The organism is Streptomyces longwoodensis (assembly GCF_001514125.1).
GTDB classification, from domain to species: Bacteria; Actinomycetota; Actinomycetes; order Streptomycetales; family Streptomycetaceae; genus Streptomyces; species Streptomyces longwoodensis.
Genome location: NZ_KQ948550.1, coordinates 384,916 through 401,449, shown reverse-complemented (window position 1 = coordinate 401,449; position 16,534 = coordinate 384,916). Strand labels below are relative to the sequence as shown.

At 65.6% G+C, this 16,534-nt stretch carries 5 protein-coding genes and 2 pseudogenes; 4 read left to right on the top strand and 3 right to left on the bottom strand.

The window, feature by feature from the left end:
• The first annotated feature begins 175 nt into the window (after positions 1-175).
• On the top strand, positions 176-3,409 hold the full coding sequence (locus AQJ30_RS06680; RefSeq protein ID WP_211278936.1) for a type ISP restriction/modification enzyme: 3,234 nt from the start codon (positions 176-178) through the stop codon (positions 3,407-3,409).
• Between the two features lie 473 nt (positions 3,410-3,882).
• Here the strand turns inward: AQJ30_RS06680 and AQJ30_RS06675 are convergent, their stop codons facing one another.
• Positions 3,883-4,980 (bottom strand): IS110 family RNA-guided transposase, encoded by a 1,098-nt coding sequence (locus AQJ30_RS06675; RefSeq protein WP_067229859.1) that lies wholly within the window; start codon positions 4,978-4,980, stop codon positions 3,883-3,885.
• Between the two features lie 517 nt (positions 4,981-5,497).
• Between AQJ30_RS06675 and AQJ30_RS06670 the strand changes: the two genes are divergently transcribed.
• Positions 5,498-10,501, top strand: coding sequence for an NACHT domain-containing protein (locus AQJ30_RS06670; RefSeq protein ID WP_067229856.1), 5,004 nt, complete (start codon positions 5,498-5,500; stop codon positions 10,499-10,501).
• Between the two features lie 169 nt (positions 10,502-10,670).
• Here the strand turns inward: AQJ30_RS06670 and AQJ30_RS06665 are convergent, their stop codons facing one another.
• Together AQJ30_RS06665 and AQJ30_RS38335 are read right to left on the bottom strand one after the other, a co-directional pair.
• Positions 10,671-13,982, bottom strand: coding sequence for a DEAD/DEAH box helicase (locus AQJ30_RS06665; RefSeq protein ID WP_079083871.1), 3,312 nt, complete (start codon positions 13,980-13,982; stop codon positions 10,671-10,673).
• A gap of 79 nt (positions 13,983-14,061) precedes the next feature.
• Positions 14,062-14,778, bottom strand: a complete 717-nt coding sequence (locus AQJ30_RS38335; protein WP_159052296.1) for a hypothetical protein — start codon at positions 14,776-14,778, stop codon at positions 14,062-14,064.
• A 407-nt stretch (positions 14,779-15,185) separates the two neighbouring features.
• On the opposite strand from AQJ30_RS38335, the pseudogene AQJ30_RS06660 reads away from it, so the two are divergent.
• Both AQJ30_RS06660 and AQJ30_RS36560 read left to right on the top strand, forming a co-directional pair.
• Positions 15,186-15,347 (top strand): annotated as a pseudogene (locus tag AQJ30_RS06660) (ATP-binding protein); the annotation flags it as partial.
• 658 nt (positions 15,348-16,005) lie between these two features.
• Positions 16,006-16,258: pseudogene (locus AQJ30_RS36560) on the top strand (transposase); the annotation flags it as partial.
• Positions 16,259-16,534: the final 276 nt, after the last annotated feature.

Genomic DNA, 16,534 nt, shown 5'->3' with positions numbered 1-16,534 from the left:
TCGTCGGCGTGGGTGCAGCCTTGGGGGGCCGATGGCAAGAGGGGACGTCTGGGCGGGAAAGGGCACAACTGGATCGGTCGCGGACCTCGTCGCTCGGTTCGGCGAGGAAGTCAGGGCCAAGCTGCAAGGTCCAGCAGGGGCGGTCAGCAGTAAGGAGGACAGCCTGACCGCGCCGGTGGAACATCTGCTGCGCGGCATGGGCGCACGGCATCGCCTCAAGCTCATCGTCCACGGTCAGAGTCGCATCAAGGAACTCGGGATCCGGCCTGACTTCGCCATCGCCTGCGGAGGCAGAACCATAGGGCACGTCGAGCTGAAGCAGCCGGGCTCGGGGGCCGATCCGGAGAAGTGGTCGGTGAAGAGCCACGACCGCAAGCAGTGGGAGAAGATCAAGGCACTCCACAATGTGCTGTACACCGACGGATACCAGTGGGCGGTCTACCGTTTCGGCGTACAGGTCGGTCCGACCGGGATCCTGGTCGGAGACCTTGATTCCGGTGGCCGGCAACTCGTCGTCGCGGACACCGGGTTCGAGCGTGCCCTCACGCACTTCTTCCTGCCGGCGCCCATCGTCCACGACAGCGTCAACGAACTGGTCAAGCGCATCGCGGGAATCTGTGCCCTGTTGCGTGACGAGGTCACCGAACGTCTCACCCGCGAGGAGCACGGGGAGGCTGACGCTGCGTTCTCGATCCTGGCCGACAACTGGAAGGACCTGCTCTTTCCCGATGCTCGCCCGGAGGAGTTCGCGGACCAATACAGTCAGACGCTGACGTTTGCCATGCTGCTGGCTCGTCTTGAGCACATTGATCTGGGCAGGCTCACGCTTCCCGAGGTCGCGATCCGGCTGGGCAAGCGGCATTCCTTGATGGGCAAGGCGCTGGCGGTGCTGACGGACGAAGCCCTCGACGATCTGCGGGGCATCATCGACCCGCTGATCGACGTCTTATCGGCCGTCGACCCCGAGATGTTCAAGGACGAGACCGGAGACGCCTACCTGCACCTGTACGAGGGCTTTCTAAGCGCCTACGACCCGGAACTGCGACGGCGGACGGGTACTTACTACACGGCCGGCGAGGTCGTCCGCTTCATGGTCGGCTTCACCGACGAGGTGCTGCGTGACCGGCTCGGCCAGGAGGACGGCTACGGAAGCGAGGACGTCACCGTCGTCGATCCGGCCATGGGCACCGGGACCTTCCTCATCAACATCATCGACCATGCCGCCAAGTCCCTTTCACTGAAGTACGGCAGGGCGCTCAAGTCCGGGCTTCTCCGGGAACTCTCGGGCCGACTGGTCGGGCTGGAGAAACAGACCGGCCCGTACGCCGTCGCCGAACTCCGTGTGCACCACGCCTTCCGATCCCACGACACCGACATCACGCGCCGCCCGCCGAGGCTTCTGGTGGCCGACACACTCGACGACCCTGCCGTCGAGCACCACCTGGGCTTCATGTACGAGGCGATCGCCCGCCACCGCCGAATGGCGAACAAGATCAAGGCGGACGAGAAGGTCATGGTGGTCATCGGTAATCCGCCCTACCTGCGGGGTGCGAGACAGTCGGGCGTCGGACGCTGGGTCACCGAGGGCAACCCGAACGGCCAGGGCCCGATCCTCGCCCGCTTCCACCCAGAGGACAACGGACGCGTCGGATACGCCCTCGACAACCTTTACGTCTACTTCTGGGCGTGGTCCACCTGGAAGGTCTTCGACCAGTTGAGCGCCTCGGGAGCGCCGAAGGCTCCCAGCGGGATCGTTGCCCTCATCAGCAACTCCGGATACCTGGACAGCGAGGGCTCGGCCGGCATGCGCCACTACCTGCGCGAGGCCGCCGACGAGGGCTGGGTCATCGGTCTCTCCCCCGAGGGTGCCTACTCCGACACGCGCACCCGTGTCTTCCAGGATGTCAAGCGGGAGATCTGCATCGCCGTCTTCGTCCGCCATGGCGCCCCGGACCCGGGTACACCGGCGCGGGTCTGGCGACTCGACGTCCCCGCGGGCACACGCGAGGAGAAGTTCAACTGGCTGGAAGGGCTTGGCCTCGACGGTCATCGCGACGGGACCTCCTGGCAACTATGCCCCACACAGTGGACCGCGCCTTTTCACGTCATGTCCGACTCCGAGTGGTCGGCAATGCCACCGGTGGACGCCCTGCTGCCCTGGACTAGCTCCGGCAACAAGAACAACCGCAGCTGGCCCGTCTCACCCAGCCGGGACGTCCTGGAGAGCCGGTGGCGCAGGCTCGTCCAAGCCCCAGCGGAGGACAAGGCCGCACTGCTGAAAACCACCAGAGACCGCCGTCCGGATAAGCCGGAACCGCCACTGCCCGGGCAGCAGGAAAGGGGCAGCCTTGGCGCGGAGAAGGAGACGTTGCCGATCGTTGTTCCCTACGGCCGGATGACCTTCGACAGGCAGTACATCATCGCGGACAGGCGAGTGATCGACTTTCCGCGACCAGCCTTGTGGTTCGCCCACAACGACCAGCGTCAGATCTACCTGTCCGAACTCCACACGGAATCAGGCCGTCCGGGGCCGGCGGTGAGTTTCACCGCCCTGCTGCCCGACATGCACCACTTCAAAGGCACCGAAGGCGGCCGCGTCGCCCCTCTCTACCGCCACCCCCACCAGCCTGAACCAAACGTCACCCCTGGCCTGCTGCGTCTTCTCACCAAGACGCACGGCGTGACGGTCACCGCCGAGGACCTCCTCGCGTACATCGCGGGAACAGCCGGCCACAGCGGCTACACCCGCCGCTTCGCCGCGAACCTCGCCGAGCGCGGTGCCCGTATCCCCATAACACGCGACCCGGCTCTATGGGCAGAGCTCGTGGAAGTGGGCAGGCGCACGGTGTGGATCCACACGTACGGCCAGCGCTTCGCCTCCCCCCACGACAGTTCACCTGGCTCGCCCCCGAGGCTTCCCCCGGAGGAACAACCGGAATGCGTCGTCGTGATCGGAGAGGACGACGGGTTACCTGCGGACATCTCTTACGACGCGTCCACGCGAACCCTCACGGTGGGCACGGGCTGCATACGTCCGGTGGCGCCGGAAGTCTGGGACTATCGGATCGGCGGGGTGCAGGTGATCCGCAAGTGGTTCAGCTTCCGCAAGCGCAAGCCAGACGTGGAACGACAGACCCCGTTGAACGACATCCTGCCCCCGACCTGGCCTGCCCGGTGGACCGTTGATCTGATTGACCTCATCAACGCGCTCGGGCTCCTCGTAGCCCTCGAACCCCGACAGGCCCGGCTGCTGGACGCGGTGACCAGCGGCCCGCTCATCAGCACCGACGACCTACGGGGCGAGGGCATCCTGCCCATACCTGCCTACGCAACCAAGGAACCGAAACCGCCGCGGATGTCTCGACGCGCCCCCGGCCCTGGTCAGGAGAGCCTCGACTTCTCGGACTGACACCCGTCCGGCCTGAGTGCCTGACGACCGCAACATCAACGGAATATTCGCACCACGACGCCCCGCCGCAGACCCCGGCACGGCGCAACCGCATCCACTCTGACGGTTGCACGAGTCTGCTGCCAGCAGCCGGCGGCCTTGCCGGAGAGGATTAGGTGCCCATGACCTTCCCCACCGAGAGACTGGGGCGGCGACGTGAACCTCGCCGTGCGTGTCCACACTCAGGTCGACCTCACCCCGATTGGGTAGATCCGTGCTCGAGGAGGTGCTGCATAGGCGAGAGTGCATTCGCAAAGTAGGTGCGCCCCGAAGACGTTACAGGGACACGGGCCGCCTTAGGCGCCGACCGCATCGCGCCCGACAGCGCAGCCGATCTCATGACGAGGCCGCGCCGAAGCCCTCTGGTGCGGCCTCGTCGTCTCACGGCTCCGTGCAAACCCCCCAGGCGGGGCCCCGCCGTGTCACTGACGCCCCTATAACGCGGGGGCGCGGGAAACCGGTCTGACCAGGTTGAAGACCTCGCGGGCGGCATACCGCTTGAGGCATCGGATGATCTCACGGCGGGTCTTGCCCTCCTGGGTGCGGCGTTCGTAGTACGCCCGGGTGCGCGGGTCGTGGCGCAGGCGGGTGAACACGATGCGGTGCAGGGCAGCGTTCGCCTGACGGTCGCCGCCGTAGTTGAGCCGACGCGTGCACCGCCGGCCAGAGGAGTACTCGATGGGGCTGACTCCGCAAAGGGCAGCAAAGGACGCCTCAGTGTTCAGTCGCTCGGGATTGTCCCCCATGGTGATCAGGAGAGTGGCGGCACTGTCCGGGCCGATGCCCACCGGTACGAGCAGTTGCGGCGCGTAGCGTTCGACGAGCCGGGTCAGGCGTTGGTTCAGCTCGTTGATCTGTCCGCTGAGCTGTTCGATGCGTTCGGCGAGCATGCGTAATGTCATGTGGGTGGCCTGGGCCACCGCGTCCTCGTCTCCCCCACCATCGGGTGGGCTGAGGGTCGCGCAGGTGCGGAACAGCTCGGCATTGCCCAAGGTCGACAACCGTTCCCGCAGGGCGGGGTCGGCGATGACCAGGACGGCCTTGAGCTGGTTGATCGCCTGGGTGCGGGCCTTGACCGCGGAGTCCTTGGCGAGTTTGTAGATCCGGGCGCTGTGCACGGGTCCGTCGCCGGATTTGGCCTGGGCCCGGGCGCGACCGCTGAGCACGGCTCGCGCTGCGGCCTGCGCATCGAGCGGGTCCGACTTACCGAGCAACCGGCGGGCCGACCGGTCGGGCCGGTTCACTTCGAACACCTGGATCTGCTGGGTCACCAGGTAGCGGGACAGGCCCGCGCCGAAGGTGCCGGTGCCCTCCACGCCGGCCCGGCGCACCGTCCCCCGCTTGCGGGCCCACACGAGCAGCTGCCGATAGCCGGCCGCCGTGGCCGGAAACGACTCGTTACCCAGGACCTTCCCCAGCGGGGAGGTCACGGCAGCGACATGCATCTCGCCGTGCGTGTCCACGCCCAGTACGACCTCTCTCCGCACGGGCGGGTCCGTGTTCGAGGAGATGCTGCGCTGTCTGGTCGTCATGGTGGTTCGCCTCCCGGGTGGTGACGTGCTGGGCGGATCGCACCGGCCCGCATGGGCGGTCTGAACCGTGATGGCGCCTGAACTCGGCAAGGCCCCTATTGGGACACGCCCTGTGGCTCGGTGGCAGGCAGCATCCCGCGACGACAGTCGACAGGTCTGTGACTGGACACTTCGGTCATAGATCTCATGAGTCAGACATATCTCATGAGTCAGACCTCCCCTGGGACGGCGCTGCACAACCGTCCCATCGATCCCGGTACAGCGGCATGACTCGATCACTGCCGGATGACTTCGACCGAACCGATGCTCAACATGACTGAGCGCGCTGACAAGGCGTTGACTACCCGTCCACTCCTGACCGTCATGGCCGGCAGCGCTCGGGTCGGCACCGGCTACAACGGAATTCCTACGCCTGATCCGGTCCATCGACCCAGGAAAACTTGGTGTGTCAGCGCAGCCCTCTACGCTGGGATCCGACACGCGCACAGTGGGGCGGCGGGACGGTCAGAGGACGGCAGTGGCATCGAACGACAGCAGGGCACACAACTGGCACAGCATCCGGGAATGGGACGGCAGCCAGCATCGCGCGTTCGAGGAACTCTGTTTCCAGCTCCGGACGCCGGCGCCTCCGGGCTGGGAGACGATCAAGACTGCTGCTCCGGACGGCGGCGTCGAATGGTATGACCAGGCGCCCGACGGCAGTGCTGCGCACGGATACCAGGTCAAGTTCGTCCACAACATCGACGATCTCATCCCTCAGGCGAAGAAGAGCGCCAAAACAGTCGGTGAGAACATCGCGAGCCGGAAGATCGTCCGGCTTGAATTCCTCACCCCCTTCGACCTCTCCGACCCCACCCCTGACACCCCGCGCGGGAAGGCGCGTACCGGTGCGAGGGAGCGGTGGAACAGCAACGTCGCCCGGTGGAAGAAGGACTTGCCCGGTCTTGCCGACGTGGACATCCGCTACGTCGGTGGCGGTGAGCTGCTGGAGCGGTTGACCCGGCCTGGAAATGAGGGGCGTCAGTGGTTCTTCTTCGAACGGCGGGCGCTGGGCAGCGAGTGGTTCAGGGAACAGGTCACGCTTGCTGAGCGTCTGGCCGAGGCGCGGTACACACCCGAGCATCATGTGACGTTGCCCCTTGCGCGTGTGGCGGATGCGTGCGCCCTGCCGCAGGAGTTCTTGAGGCAGGGCGTCCAGCGATCCCGGGATCTGCAGGCCGCTGTGGTGACCCTCCGTTCCGAGATGACACGCTGGTACGACAGCTATCCCGCGCCGGCCAGCAGCCCCGACCATCAGGCGCTGGCGCGGTGGGTGCACGCGTGGACGCCCGCGTTGCGGGAAGGCGCCCACACCTTGGTCCACGACCTGTCCGCTGCATCCGCAACGTCCGGTTTCCCCGCCGAGCAGAGTTCTGCTGTGGTGGAGGACATGCTGGAGCGGCTGGGTGAGTTCAAGGACCTGGCTGACCGGTTCACCGAGGAAGAGCGTGAAAGCGACGACGCCATACCTGCGGCCGGACGGGGCGCAAACGCTCCGGTGACCGCGGTGCAGAGCGTGCAATGGTTGTGCGAGCGCGCTCTGGCTCGTGCCTTCGACGCCTGCGAGCGCCTGGACGGCTTGTTGCGGAGTCCCGCTGCCCAGACAGCGGAGAAGAAGACCTGGCTGCTCCTGGGGGAGGCAGGGCAGGGCAAGACGCACTTGCTGGTCGACGCCGCGCGACGAGCCGTAGACGAGGGCCGTCCGGCGCTGGTGGTGTTCGGGCAGGAGCTCACCGGGCACAACACGCTGAGTGAGGTCGCGCAGAAGCGTGGCCTGGGGCCGCTTGCCGAGCGGGACTTCCTCCAGGCGATGGACGCCGCTGGCGCGGCAAGCGGTTGCCGCTTCCTGTTGACCATCGATGCGCTCAATGACTCCGACGACGCCGGGAACTGGAAGAGCGAACTGCTCGCGCTGCAGGTGCGTCTGGCCGGGTACCAGCACATCGCTTTGTTGGTGTCCTGCCGCTCGACCTTCAAGTCGATCGTCGTGCCTGATCGCTTCGATGTGCCAGTCTCCGTGCACTCCGGCTTTGCAGGACGGGAGATGGAGGGGCTGGAGAGCTACCTGCGGGATGTGGCGGCGGTTCTTCCCAACACTCCCCTGCTGGCCTCGGTCTTCACCAACCCCTTGTTCGTAAAGCTGTACGCGGACAGTCTGAGCAAGAGCCTGGAGCGTGGCGGCTCGGGCGGCCATCCGCGTGACCGGAGCGCGGTGTTCGACGCCTATGTCGACCACCGTGCGGAGACTATCTGCTCCCGGCTCGGGCTCGATCCCCTGGAGCGGCCCGTGCACCGTGCGGTGGACGCCCTGGCGGCGCTCATGGCCGACGCACGGCGTTCCGTGCTGCCGCGTGATGAAGCCCGCGCTCTTGTCGACGCGTACGGACAGGCGGCCACGTCGTGGCCGGCCACGATGCTCGGGCAGCTCCTCGCCCAGGGCCTGGTGTCCAACGAGCGGACCTACAAGGCCGACCAGGCAACCGGTATCGGTTTCCCCTACCAGGCGTTCGGCGACGACCGCGTTGTGCGGTCGGTCTTCGCTGCCCACCAGGACGAGATCGACGCGCTACGCGAAGGACACCCACTGGCCGCCGATTCCGCGCTGCGAAGCTGGCTGAGGCAGGCTGCTCCGAACTACCACGAAGCAGCGTCGATTCTCCTGCCCGAGCAAACCGGGTCGGAACTCATCGACCTGCTGGCCGCTTCTCCCACATCTGCAGAGGCCGCCGCTGCCCCCGGCAGTCGCGCGGACGTACGAGGCTATCGGCTGGCCCGCAGCTTTCTGGAAACGCTTCCGCTGCGCAGCACACGCAGCGTCAACGAACGCACCATCGAACTCCTCAACGAGACCGCCGCACGTCACGGACGCAATTCCGACGTGCTAGAGGCCGCGGTAGCGGTCACCGCCGAGCCGGGGCATCTGCTGAATGCCGACCGTCTCCACCGGGTGCTGCTACGAAAGCCGCGGCCCGAGCGCGACGCGTGGTGGGGTGTCGAGGCCTACTCCTTATTGTGGGATGTCACGGCACTGCACCGGCTGCTGCGCTGGGCCGAGCAGTACCCCACCCCGCGCCATCTCCACCCTGCGTCCCTCACGGCCCGGCCTCAGCTGGGGGACCGGACCCGCCGGCCGGTGCAGGCGGCTGGAGCCGGCGACGAGGAAGTCGTCCGGCTGGCTGCCACGACACTGGTGTGGACTCTCACGTCCTCCAACCGGTTCCTGCGGGACCGGGCCACCAAGGCCCTGGTGCAGCTGCTTTTGGGGCACGGAGACGTTCTCGTCTCCCTCCTGGACAGATTCCTCCAGGCGGACGCGGAGAAGATCGACGATCCCTACCTTTTCGAGCGCCTGGTGTGGGTCGGCTACGGAGTCCTGGCCCGTCGCGGCGAGGATGACGGCCAGCACGACCTCCTCGGTACAGTCGCCCGGCGGCTCCTCACGTACTCCTACGGCGCCGTTGATTCGCCCGCGCACGCTTCACGGAACGCGCTGCTGTGCGAAGCGGCTACACGCGTTGTCACCCTGGCGCACCGTGCTGGAGCCGTCACCAGCGAGGAAGCAGACGCGGTCAGGCACCCACACGCCTGCCCTCAGATCGGGCAAGCTCCTGCTGAGGAGGACCTTGACGTCCTCTTCCCTTGGCGGGAACAGAAGGAGTCGTTGTGGGGATCGCTCCGCTCGTCCCTTTCACCGCTGGGAGACTTTGCGGATTACCAGGTCCGGCCAGCGGTGCGCCATTTCAGTTTGCTGCCGCTGTCGACCGACTATCCCCGTCGGCCGGCGTGGCAGCGTGCCGATGATCCTGTCCTAGTCGACCCCGCCCGTATCCCGGCCTTCGCGCGAAGCCTTCCGGAGTCCGTCAGGCCCGCCTTGAGCACACCGGCTGCCGTTGAACAACTCCTCACTGGGAGGAGGGCGAGGGACGTCCTCGATGCGGACCAGTACGCGCTGCTGCGGGCCTGCCGAGTGCCCCCGCCCGACGACGAACGCCTCGCCGCTGCCCACGTCGACGCCGAGTGGGCCGCACGCTGGGTCCTCGCCCGCGTCGCTGACCTGGGCTGGACGCCTGAACTGTTCGCCGAATTCGACAACATGTGTTCCCGCCACTCTGGCTCCCGCCAGTCACACAAGGGCGAACGGATCGGCAAGAAGTACCAGTGGATGGCCCTCCACGAGCTCGTGGAACGCCTGGCGAACCACCGGCACCCCCACCGGCAGACCGAGCACGACGCCGCCGAATACCCGGGAGCGGCACGACTGTCGCTGCTCGACATCGACCCCTCCCTTCCTCCGGCCCGACACCCCTTCTCCGACACCGACGACGACAACAGTCCAGACGAAGCCGACCACGCCACCTTCCCGACCGCCGACCCCGCACACCCGCTGGCACCACCTGTCCCCGACCTGCCCGACGACGAGGGCGTCGACGAATGGATCAGCCGTCCGGACAACCTGCCCGACCTCGACGAACTGGGCATCCGCACCGACAGCGACGGCAGGCAGTGGATCGTCCTTTACGAACAGGCCATGGACGACCACGACGGCCGAGGATGGAACGTCACCCGTGGCCAGGCGGAGCAATGGCACCGCATCCACAGCTGGCTCGTGCCTGCCCCCCAACTCACCAGCTTGCTCACATGGCTTAAGGGACGTTCGTTCACTAACCGGCTGATGCCCGAAGGGCCCGATCGCCGTAGCCTTCTCCTAGCCGACTTCCCCACCGTCCCCAGTCCCTGGACCGATCCGGAACCCGAGTCCTGGCATGTGAGTAGCTTTCAGTACGACGAACCCGATCACGGTGAGGATGACTCCCCTGTCCCAGAAGACGACGATCTCTCCTCTCCGGAGCCAGCCCCTGGGCCACCGGCATCGGAGAGGAGCGTCGCCATCGCCATCTGGCGGGAGCGCAGGGAGAAGCGCCGGGAAGAGCTGCTCCTGGAGCTCGCAGAGCAGTGGGCGGATGGTCCGATGGAAGATGACGAGGACGACTGGCTGGAGCGCACCCTCGCCGCACAGCCGCGAGGCCGGATGGTGTTCGCCACAGACCCCGATGGGGAACCCGTCACCGCTATTCCGACTGACCAGACCTACAACTGGGATGGTCAGAGCCTGGATTGCTCCCTCGGCGCATCCGTCTCCGTGACGCTGCTCAGTGACCCACTCCTGAGAGATAGCAGGCTGCGGCGCGACCCGGACCGCCCCTTCTGGTACGACACCGACGGGCAACTGCAGGTGCAGTACCTGACGTGGGACCGCCCGAGCGGCAGGGCCTACAGTCTCCTCGCGTCCAGGGAGTGGCTCGAGCACCACCTCGAGCGCGGCGGCCATTGCCTGGTCCAGGGCATGACCGGTGAACGGCAGCCTGTGACCGCCGAGCACCCCCGTGTCTGGAAAGAGTTCAGCCAGAGCGCCGGCCACACGGCACAGGGACAACGGAACCCCGGAACCATCGTCACCGAAGTCAAGAGGAGCATCCGGTAGCAGGCCGTCGCCGCACTTGGCCCGGGCCCGGGCACGACCGCAGAGCACGACCCGCGCGGCGGCCTGTGCGTCGAGCGGGTCCGACTTTCCCAGCAGACGGCGGGCCGTCCGGCTGTGCGGCCTGCGGCGTGCGCGTTGCTTTGGAAGGACCCGCGGTGCACCTCTGGCGTTACTTCATCTCGCGGACACGGGCCATGGCACGGAAGAGATCTCGCTCTCGCTCTTCATGCATGGCCTCCAGTACCCACTCCGGTGTTTGTGCAAGGTGGCGTGCCGCAAGGCGAAGTAGATCTTCGTCGTTCATCCAGTCCGCCGAGGGGGTGAGGGGCATGCATCGCTCTATCATGTGGGCGACCACCCGAGGCCGGACTCCAGCTCTCATCCATGCGATGACACCCGGATTGCCGGCGCCCCATCTGACAGCGAACGGCAGCAGGCTGAGCGCTCTGGAGCACACCTCTGGCAACTCCCAGCAACCGGGGTGTAGTTCGGTTTCGCACGCTGTAGTGACGATCGCCCCCATAGCGCCTGCCAGCACACTTAGCCTGAACCCGAAACTCCGGTCGGTAAGGCCAATGATCTTCGGAAGGGGCATGCCTTGCCCACGGCCGCCAGTCCTATCGGCATGCGGCCCGAGGGCGTGGCCTGCGACGGACAGCAGGTCTTCTCCTTGAATCCAGGCGATCAGGGTGGCTGCCAGAGCCCGGTGTCCCTCGGCAGCGTCGTCCGGATCGGAAGACCAAAGCGCTTCGATGGCGGTGGACCGGTAGTCGCTGGTCAGCGGAAGTAGGCTTTCCATCATCTCTGGTGGAGCTGACGCGAGAGCGTCCACGAGAAGGTAGGCCCAGTCTTCTACCGTGTTGGGTGCTTCGTACACGTCCAGCTCAGCGAGGAGCCAGCGGTAGAGGTACGAGGTTTCCGGGAGTCCGAGTCCTGCCCGGTGGGCTGCCAGGCTTACCCAGTCCGGTACTTGTTCCTGGGCGAGGAAGGCCGAGCCAGTGGCTTCCAGGGCTTCGGCGATTGCTTCGCCCTGGCCTGCCGCTCCAGCCCTGTGAACCGCCCAGGTCCGTCGCACCACGCCGGGTGCATCGCCACTGCCTGCGGCGAAGGAAAGGAACGAAAAAGCGGACTGTTCTTCACCCTCCAGGGTGGCGACCTCCAGGCTTTCACTGAGGGCTTTTTCGATAAGACCGTCGAGTCTGCTGGTGATGTCGTTAGCGGCGTCTTCCTGGGTCAGGAAGGACGCCCCGGCCGCGATCGCCACCCTCTTGCCGCTGGCGCCGTATGTCACTTGGGTGGCTCTTCCGGGTACAACCACAGCGATCGCCCGGGCAGATGTGTAGGCGCGTCCGGCTCTTCCTATGGCGTTTAGGAGTTGGGTGCGTGAACGCCGCTCACGCTCGGCGGGTGAGGCATCCTGGTCGAAGCCGACCTCCGTCCCACCGATGACCACCGCAGTGGCCGGCAGGTTCAGGCCCTGCGACAACGTGCCGGTGGCGAACAGCACCCGTATCCGGTCCCGGTCGAAGGATATTTCGCTAGCACGTTGTTCTTCGCGTAGAAGGGCGCCGGTGTGCACACCCACGCCTTTCTCCAGGGTGGCCCTCAGCTCCGATGCAATGCCGAGCTCGGCATCAGCCAGAGTGAGCAGGGCCTCGATGTCCGCGTCACGGCTCGCTGGAACCCAGTCCGAGGATCCGTGCAACTTGACGGCCTGAGTGAAGCTGTGGTGCCGGTTCTTGGGGAGAAAGGCCAGGACACGGTGGCCCTTCTCAGCCATGGCCGTGACGATGGCAGCAGTCATCGGGAGGCATACGCCTGTTGAAGATGGCCCATCTGTGCGGTGGAGCTCTCTCGGAGAGAGCATAGGCGTCCGAACCACCCAGTAATCCTTAGGATGGTTGGTTGCCCATGCTCCCTGAAGTCCGACCAGCAACGATATGGGGGCATCGTAGGAGAGCCTTTTCCGGCTTGACGGAAGGGCGTTCAGTTTATCCCTGGCGAGAGCCTGAGCGGCCTCCTCTCCAGCCTGGTCGAACCCCGCGATAGCTCGCAGGGTCCTCGTGGGACGCCACGGGTGGCTGACGGGTACGGCTTCCAGGCCGGTCACTGCGGTGAGCCAGTCCGCGAGCTCGTCTGCGTTGGCAACCAGCGCCGACATCAGTAGCGCCCTCACGTGAGGTGCGCGATGGAGTACTTCGGCTATGACAAGTTCCGTGAGCGCGCCACGCCCGTTTGGTTCTTCGATGAGGTGCGCTTCGTCAAGGATGCACAATTGTAGATCTTCGAAGGCGTCAGGGTTCTGCCTAAGGGCCAGCGAGCACTTTTCGGGTGTCATCACCAAAACCTGGCAGGAACCGATGACGGCGAGATCCTCACTCTCGAGAAGGGCATACTCGGCGCCGCCGAGGAACCCTCGCACCTGTACACCGGGCAGGGACTCAAAGACCGACGACAACCGTCGCACCAGCTGACCCACCAGGGCGTTCGTCGGTGCGAGGTAGAGCACCCAACCGCGGTGGAGCGTCTGAGCGATGGCGAGTTCCGCAACCGCCGACTTGCCCGCCCCGGTGGGCACGCAGACGACGGCATGAGCGTGGGGTCCCGGAAGCGCGCGCTCGGAGTAGATCCTGGCGGAGGGCCATAGCAAGGGCCGCGACTTCGCTGCCTCCTGCACATAGCTCGCATAGCGCCCGTCCTCGTCGGGAGGAGTCGGCACGGCACGCAATGCTCGTGTCTCGTCTTCCTCCAATGCTCTTGCGAGCAGAACGGCGATGTGGTGGATGTCGGGGTGGACGACCTGGCCTCCCCAGCCATCCGGGTCGGGGTGCAACAACGAGATCAACGTGCGGATCTCTTCAACCGCAGTTCGGACGGCGCCTGCCTGGTGGGTGAGCCACTGTGTGTGACGGCGCGCCGCCTGGCCCATCTTCCGCCAGAGTGCAGACCGGACACGGACGTCCAGGTGGTCGCTGCGGCTAGGCACTGGTGGAGCTTCAGAGAGATCGGGATTGGCCTGAGCCAGCAACAACTCGCGAAAGGTTTCCATAGCCCACTCGGACGCCGGGGACTCAGCATCCATCGGCGTGTCGAGCTCACCGATCTCGTCCCCACATCGCGCTGCATTCGCATCGTAACCAGCGATGCGATACAGCAGTCCGGCTTCCAAGTTCTCGTATCTTCTCGCCGATCCGAGCGGAGAGGCAGAGTTCAAGGAGAGTTCTGGATCCGGTTGCTCATTGCATATCGACAAAGCCTCTGCCGCTACAAAGGCGCATGCCTGGATGGTGACCGCGGGCAATCCGGGTACCAGGACGGCGTGCACTTCCAATGCGGTGGCCAGTCTGCGCAGCGCAGCTCTGGGTGATGTCCAGCCTGCCGTGATGAATGGCGAGTCGGGCACACCCGAGCGCTCCGCACTTCCCACGCTCGGCGCCAGATCCCGCCACTCCATGATATTCACCCAGGCGCGGGTCAGCATGCGCCTGATGTCTCTTCCATCGAACTCGCCGATTCGCGGAAGCTCTTGAAGCAGTTCGTCTATCCCGCGATTAAACACGTCACACCACAATCTCCGCTACGGCTTCCCGCATGGCATCAGCGACAGAATCAAAGAATCCATGAAAGTCTTGCAGACGGATTACCAAAAGCCGCTTGTGGTCGCGCGGAGGAGTCAATTCTTTCAGAGTGACACGGTCCCTCCTTGCGTCGAAGGGAGATTCATGAACGATAGACGGAACGTAACACCGTTGCTTCAAAACTGAATTGGCCACTTGCCCGACGAGGTCGGGTGAAAGGTATCCTTCCAGCGCCATAAGCTCCTGCCTCAAGTGACGCAGATGATCCCCTGAATCAAGGCTCTTGAATATCTTTGCTGCTTGAGTCAACTGCCCGCTGCCATCGAGACGGGACGCTTTACTCTCCCCTATCGCTAGAGACAGCACATCCCCATGCACGTAAAGAGCAACGGCGTCGAAGCCCTGCTGGGTCGGAATGGGATGCATCTGACGCAGCGCGTGAATACGTCCACCAAGAAGCTCTCCGGGATCTCGGTTCTGCAAGACCAGAAGAACATGGAGCAGGCCCTCAGCAAGCCATGCGTTCCTTTTCGTGTCGCGGAAGAGGATCTCACCGTCAGTGACGAATGAGTTGTTTGCCCCGATCAGGTCAATCACGTCGCCCGCAAGCTGTTCCCGATCGTCCGCGCCGCCCACGAGAAGAGCGGCTGCAAGACTGACATTGCATCTCACCGCGCCGAGGAGTAGGCCCACCAGCACCCTGCCGAGACTCCTCGCAACTTCTGGCGACTCGACCCCAGACACGGCCAGCGCCGTATGGGACGACGGCCCGGGCAACGCCCTCAACCTCACGGATGCCGCTATTTCATCCAACGCCGCCTCAACCAACCGAAGAGACAAGTCCACCCCCCCGACTGTTTGCCTCCCACAGCCACACCTTACGTCCACAGCGGTGAGGCTCTTCGCTGTCGTCACCCATTGATCGAGGAGAGATGACCTGGCCCTTCACCGTCGCGCGTGAGCGGCCGATGTATACGGGAACCTGGAGGACGGAAGTCACCCAGTGGTTCCCAGCTTCGCTCCAATAGGACACGGTCCGGCGGAACACGAGGACGCCGGCGTTCACCCGGTCGCGGGCTGCCTCCCTGGTGAGCTTCACCCCACCGACCTGCTTCAGCGAGTGGGGCCAAGTCTTCGGCGACGAGGTCCTCGCCACCGCCATCCTCGACCGACTCCTCCACCACTGCGACGTGATCTCCATCAACGGCCCCAGCTACACGCTGAAGAACCGCCTCAAGGCCATCGAGCGAGAGACCGAAGTGGCCTAACGGCTGAGGACGTTCGCCCGTACGCAACTGGGGACCAGAGGCCGTACGCCCACAACAGCTCCGGCTCAAGACCATCCTGGCCCAACTGCCCCGAACTCGATGCCCTGACAGGTCACGTCCGGTCCTTCGCCCACATGCTCACCGAGCGCCAGGGCGAACGGCTCCCGCAGTGGCTCGACGCCGTCCGCCAGGACGACCTTCCCAGCCTCCACACTCTCGCAGCCAACATCGACCGAGACCGCGACGCAGTCATCGCCAGCCTGACCTGCCTTGGAACTCCGGCGTCGTCGAGGGACACGTCAACCGGATCAAGATGCTCAAGCGCCAGATGTTCGGCCGCGCCGGCTTCGCACTGCTCCGCAAGCGGGTCCTCCTCGCCCCGTGACCGATGTCAGTGGCTCCTGGAACCATGCCTTCGTCCGAGACAGCCGTATCAGGAGCCATGCATGGGAACGTGTGGAACCGGGCCCGTTCGACAGCGACCTCGCCGCAGACTTCGTCGATGAACTCGAAGGACTCACCCACCAGCAGGTCATCGACGTGCTGGGCCGGGCATTCCAGCGAGTCACGGAGTCGGGAGACCGCGTCCGATGGCGGAGACGGGGCCGAAGCCATTGCCGTCGGGGCTCTCGTCGCCAGCACTCTCCCGGACTGCCCTGTCATGGTCGGCGACGGCAGCAGCTTCCCGAGCGCCGCCCACCTGGCCTCCTACGCCGGCCTCCCACCGGCCACCAAATCCTCGGGAACCTCCATCCACGGCACACGCGCCCCCAGGGAACCGACAGCTCACACGCGGGATGTTCCTCTCGGCGGTTCCCGCCCTCCACGACCCCGCCTCCCGCACCTACTACGACCGCTGCCGAGCCCGAGGAAAGACTCACACCCAGGCCCTCCTCCGACTCGCCCGGCAAATGATGAGGTAGCAGGCGACACGACCACCGATCGCTCCCGGGTATGACGGGTGGGCGGGTGCGCTCGCAAATCTGACGCTTGGTCACTGCGTCCTTGCTCCGCGTGCTCGAAAGCGAAGAGCCGGAGTACAAAGGTACCCGCACCAGCCACTGCACTCCGTCATAGCCCTGCGCGCAGAAGCCCCGCCGAGCCCGGCGGGACTTCGTCGTGTCATGGAGCCCGTATAGCGGGGCGTACCGGGAACGCCTCCCACTTCACTGTCCGCTGTCGCTGCG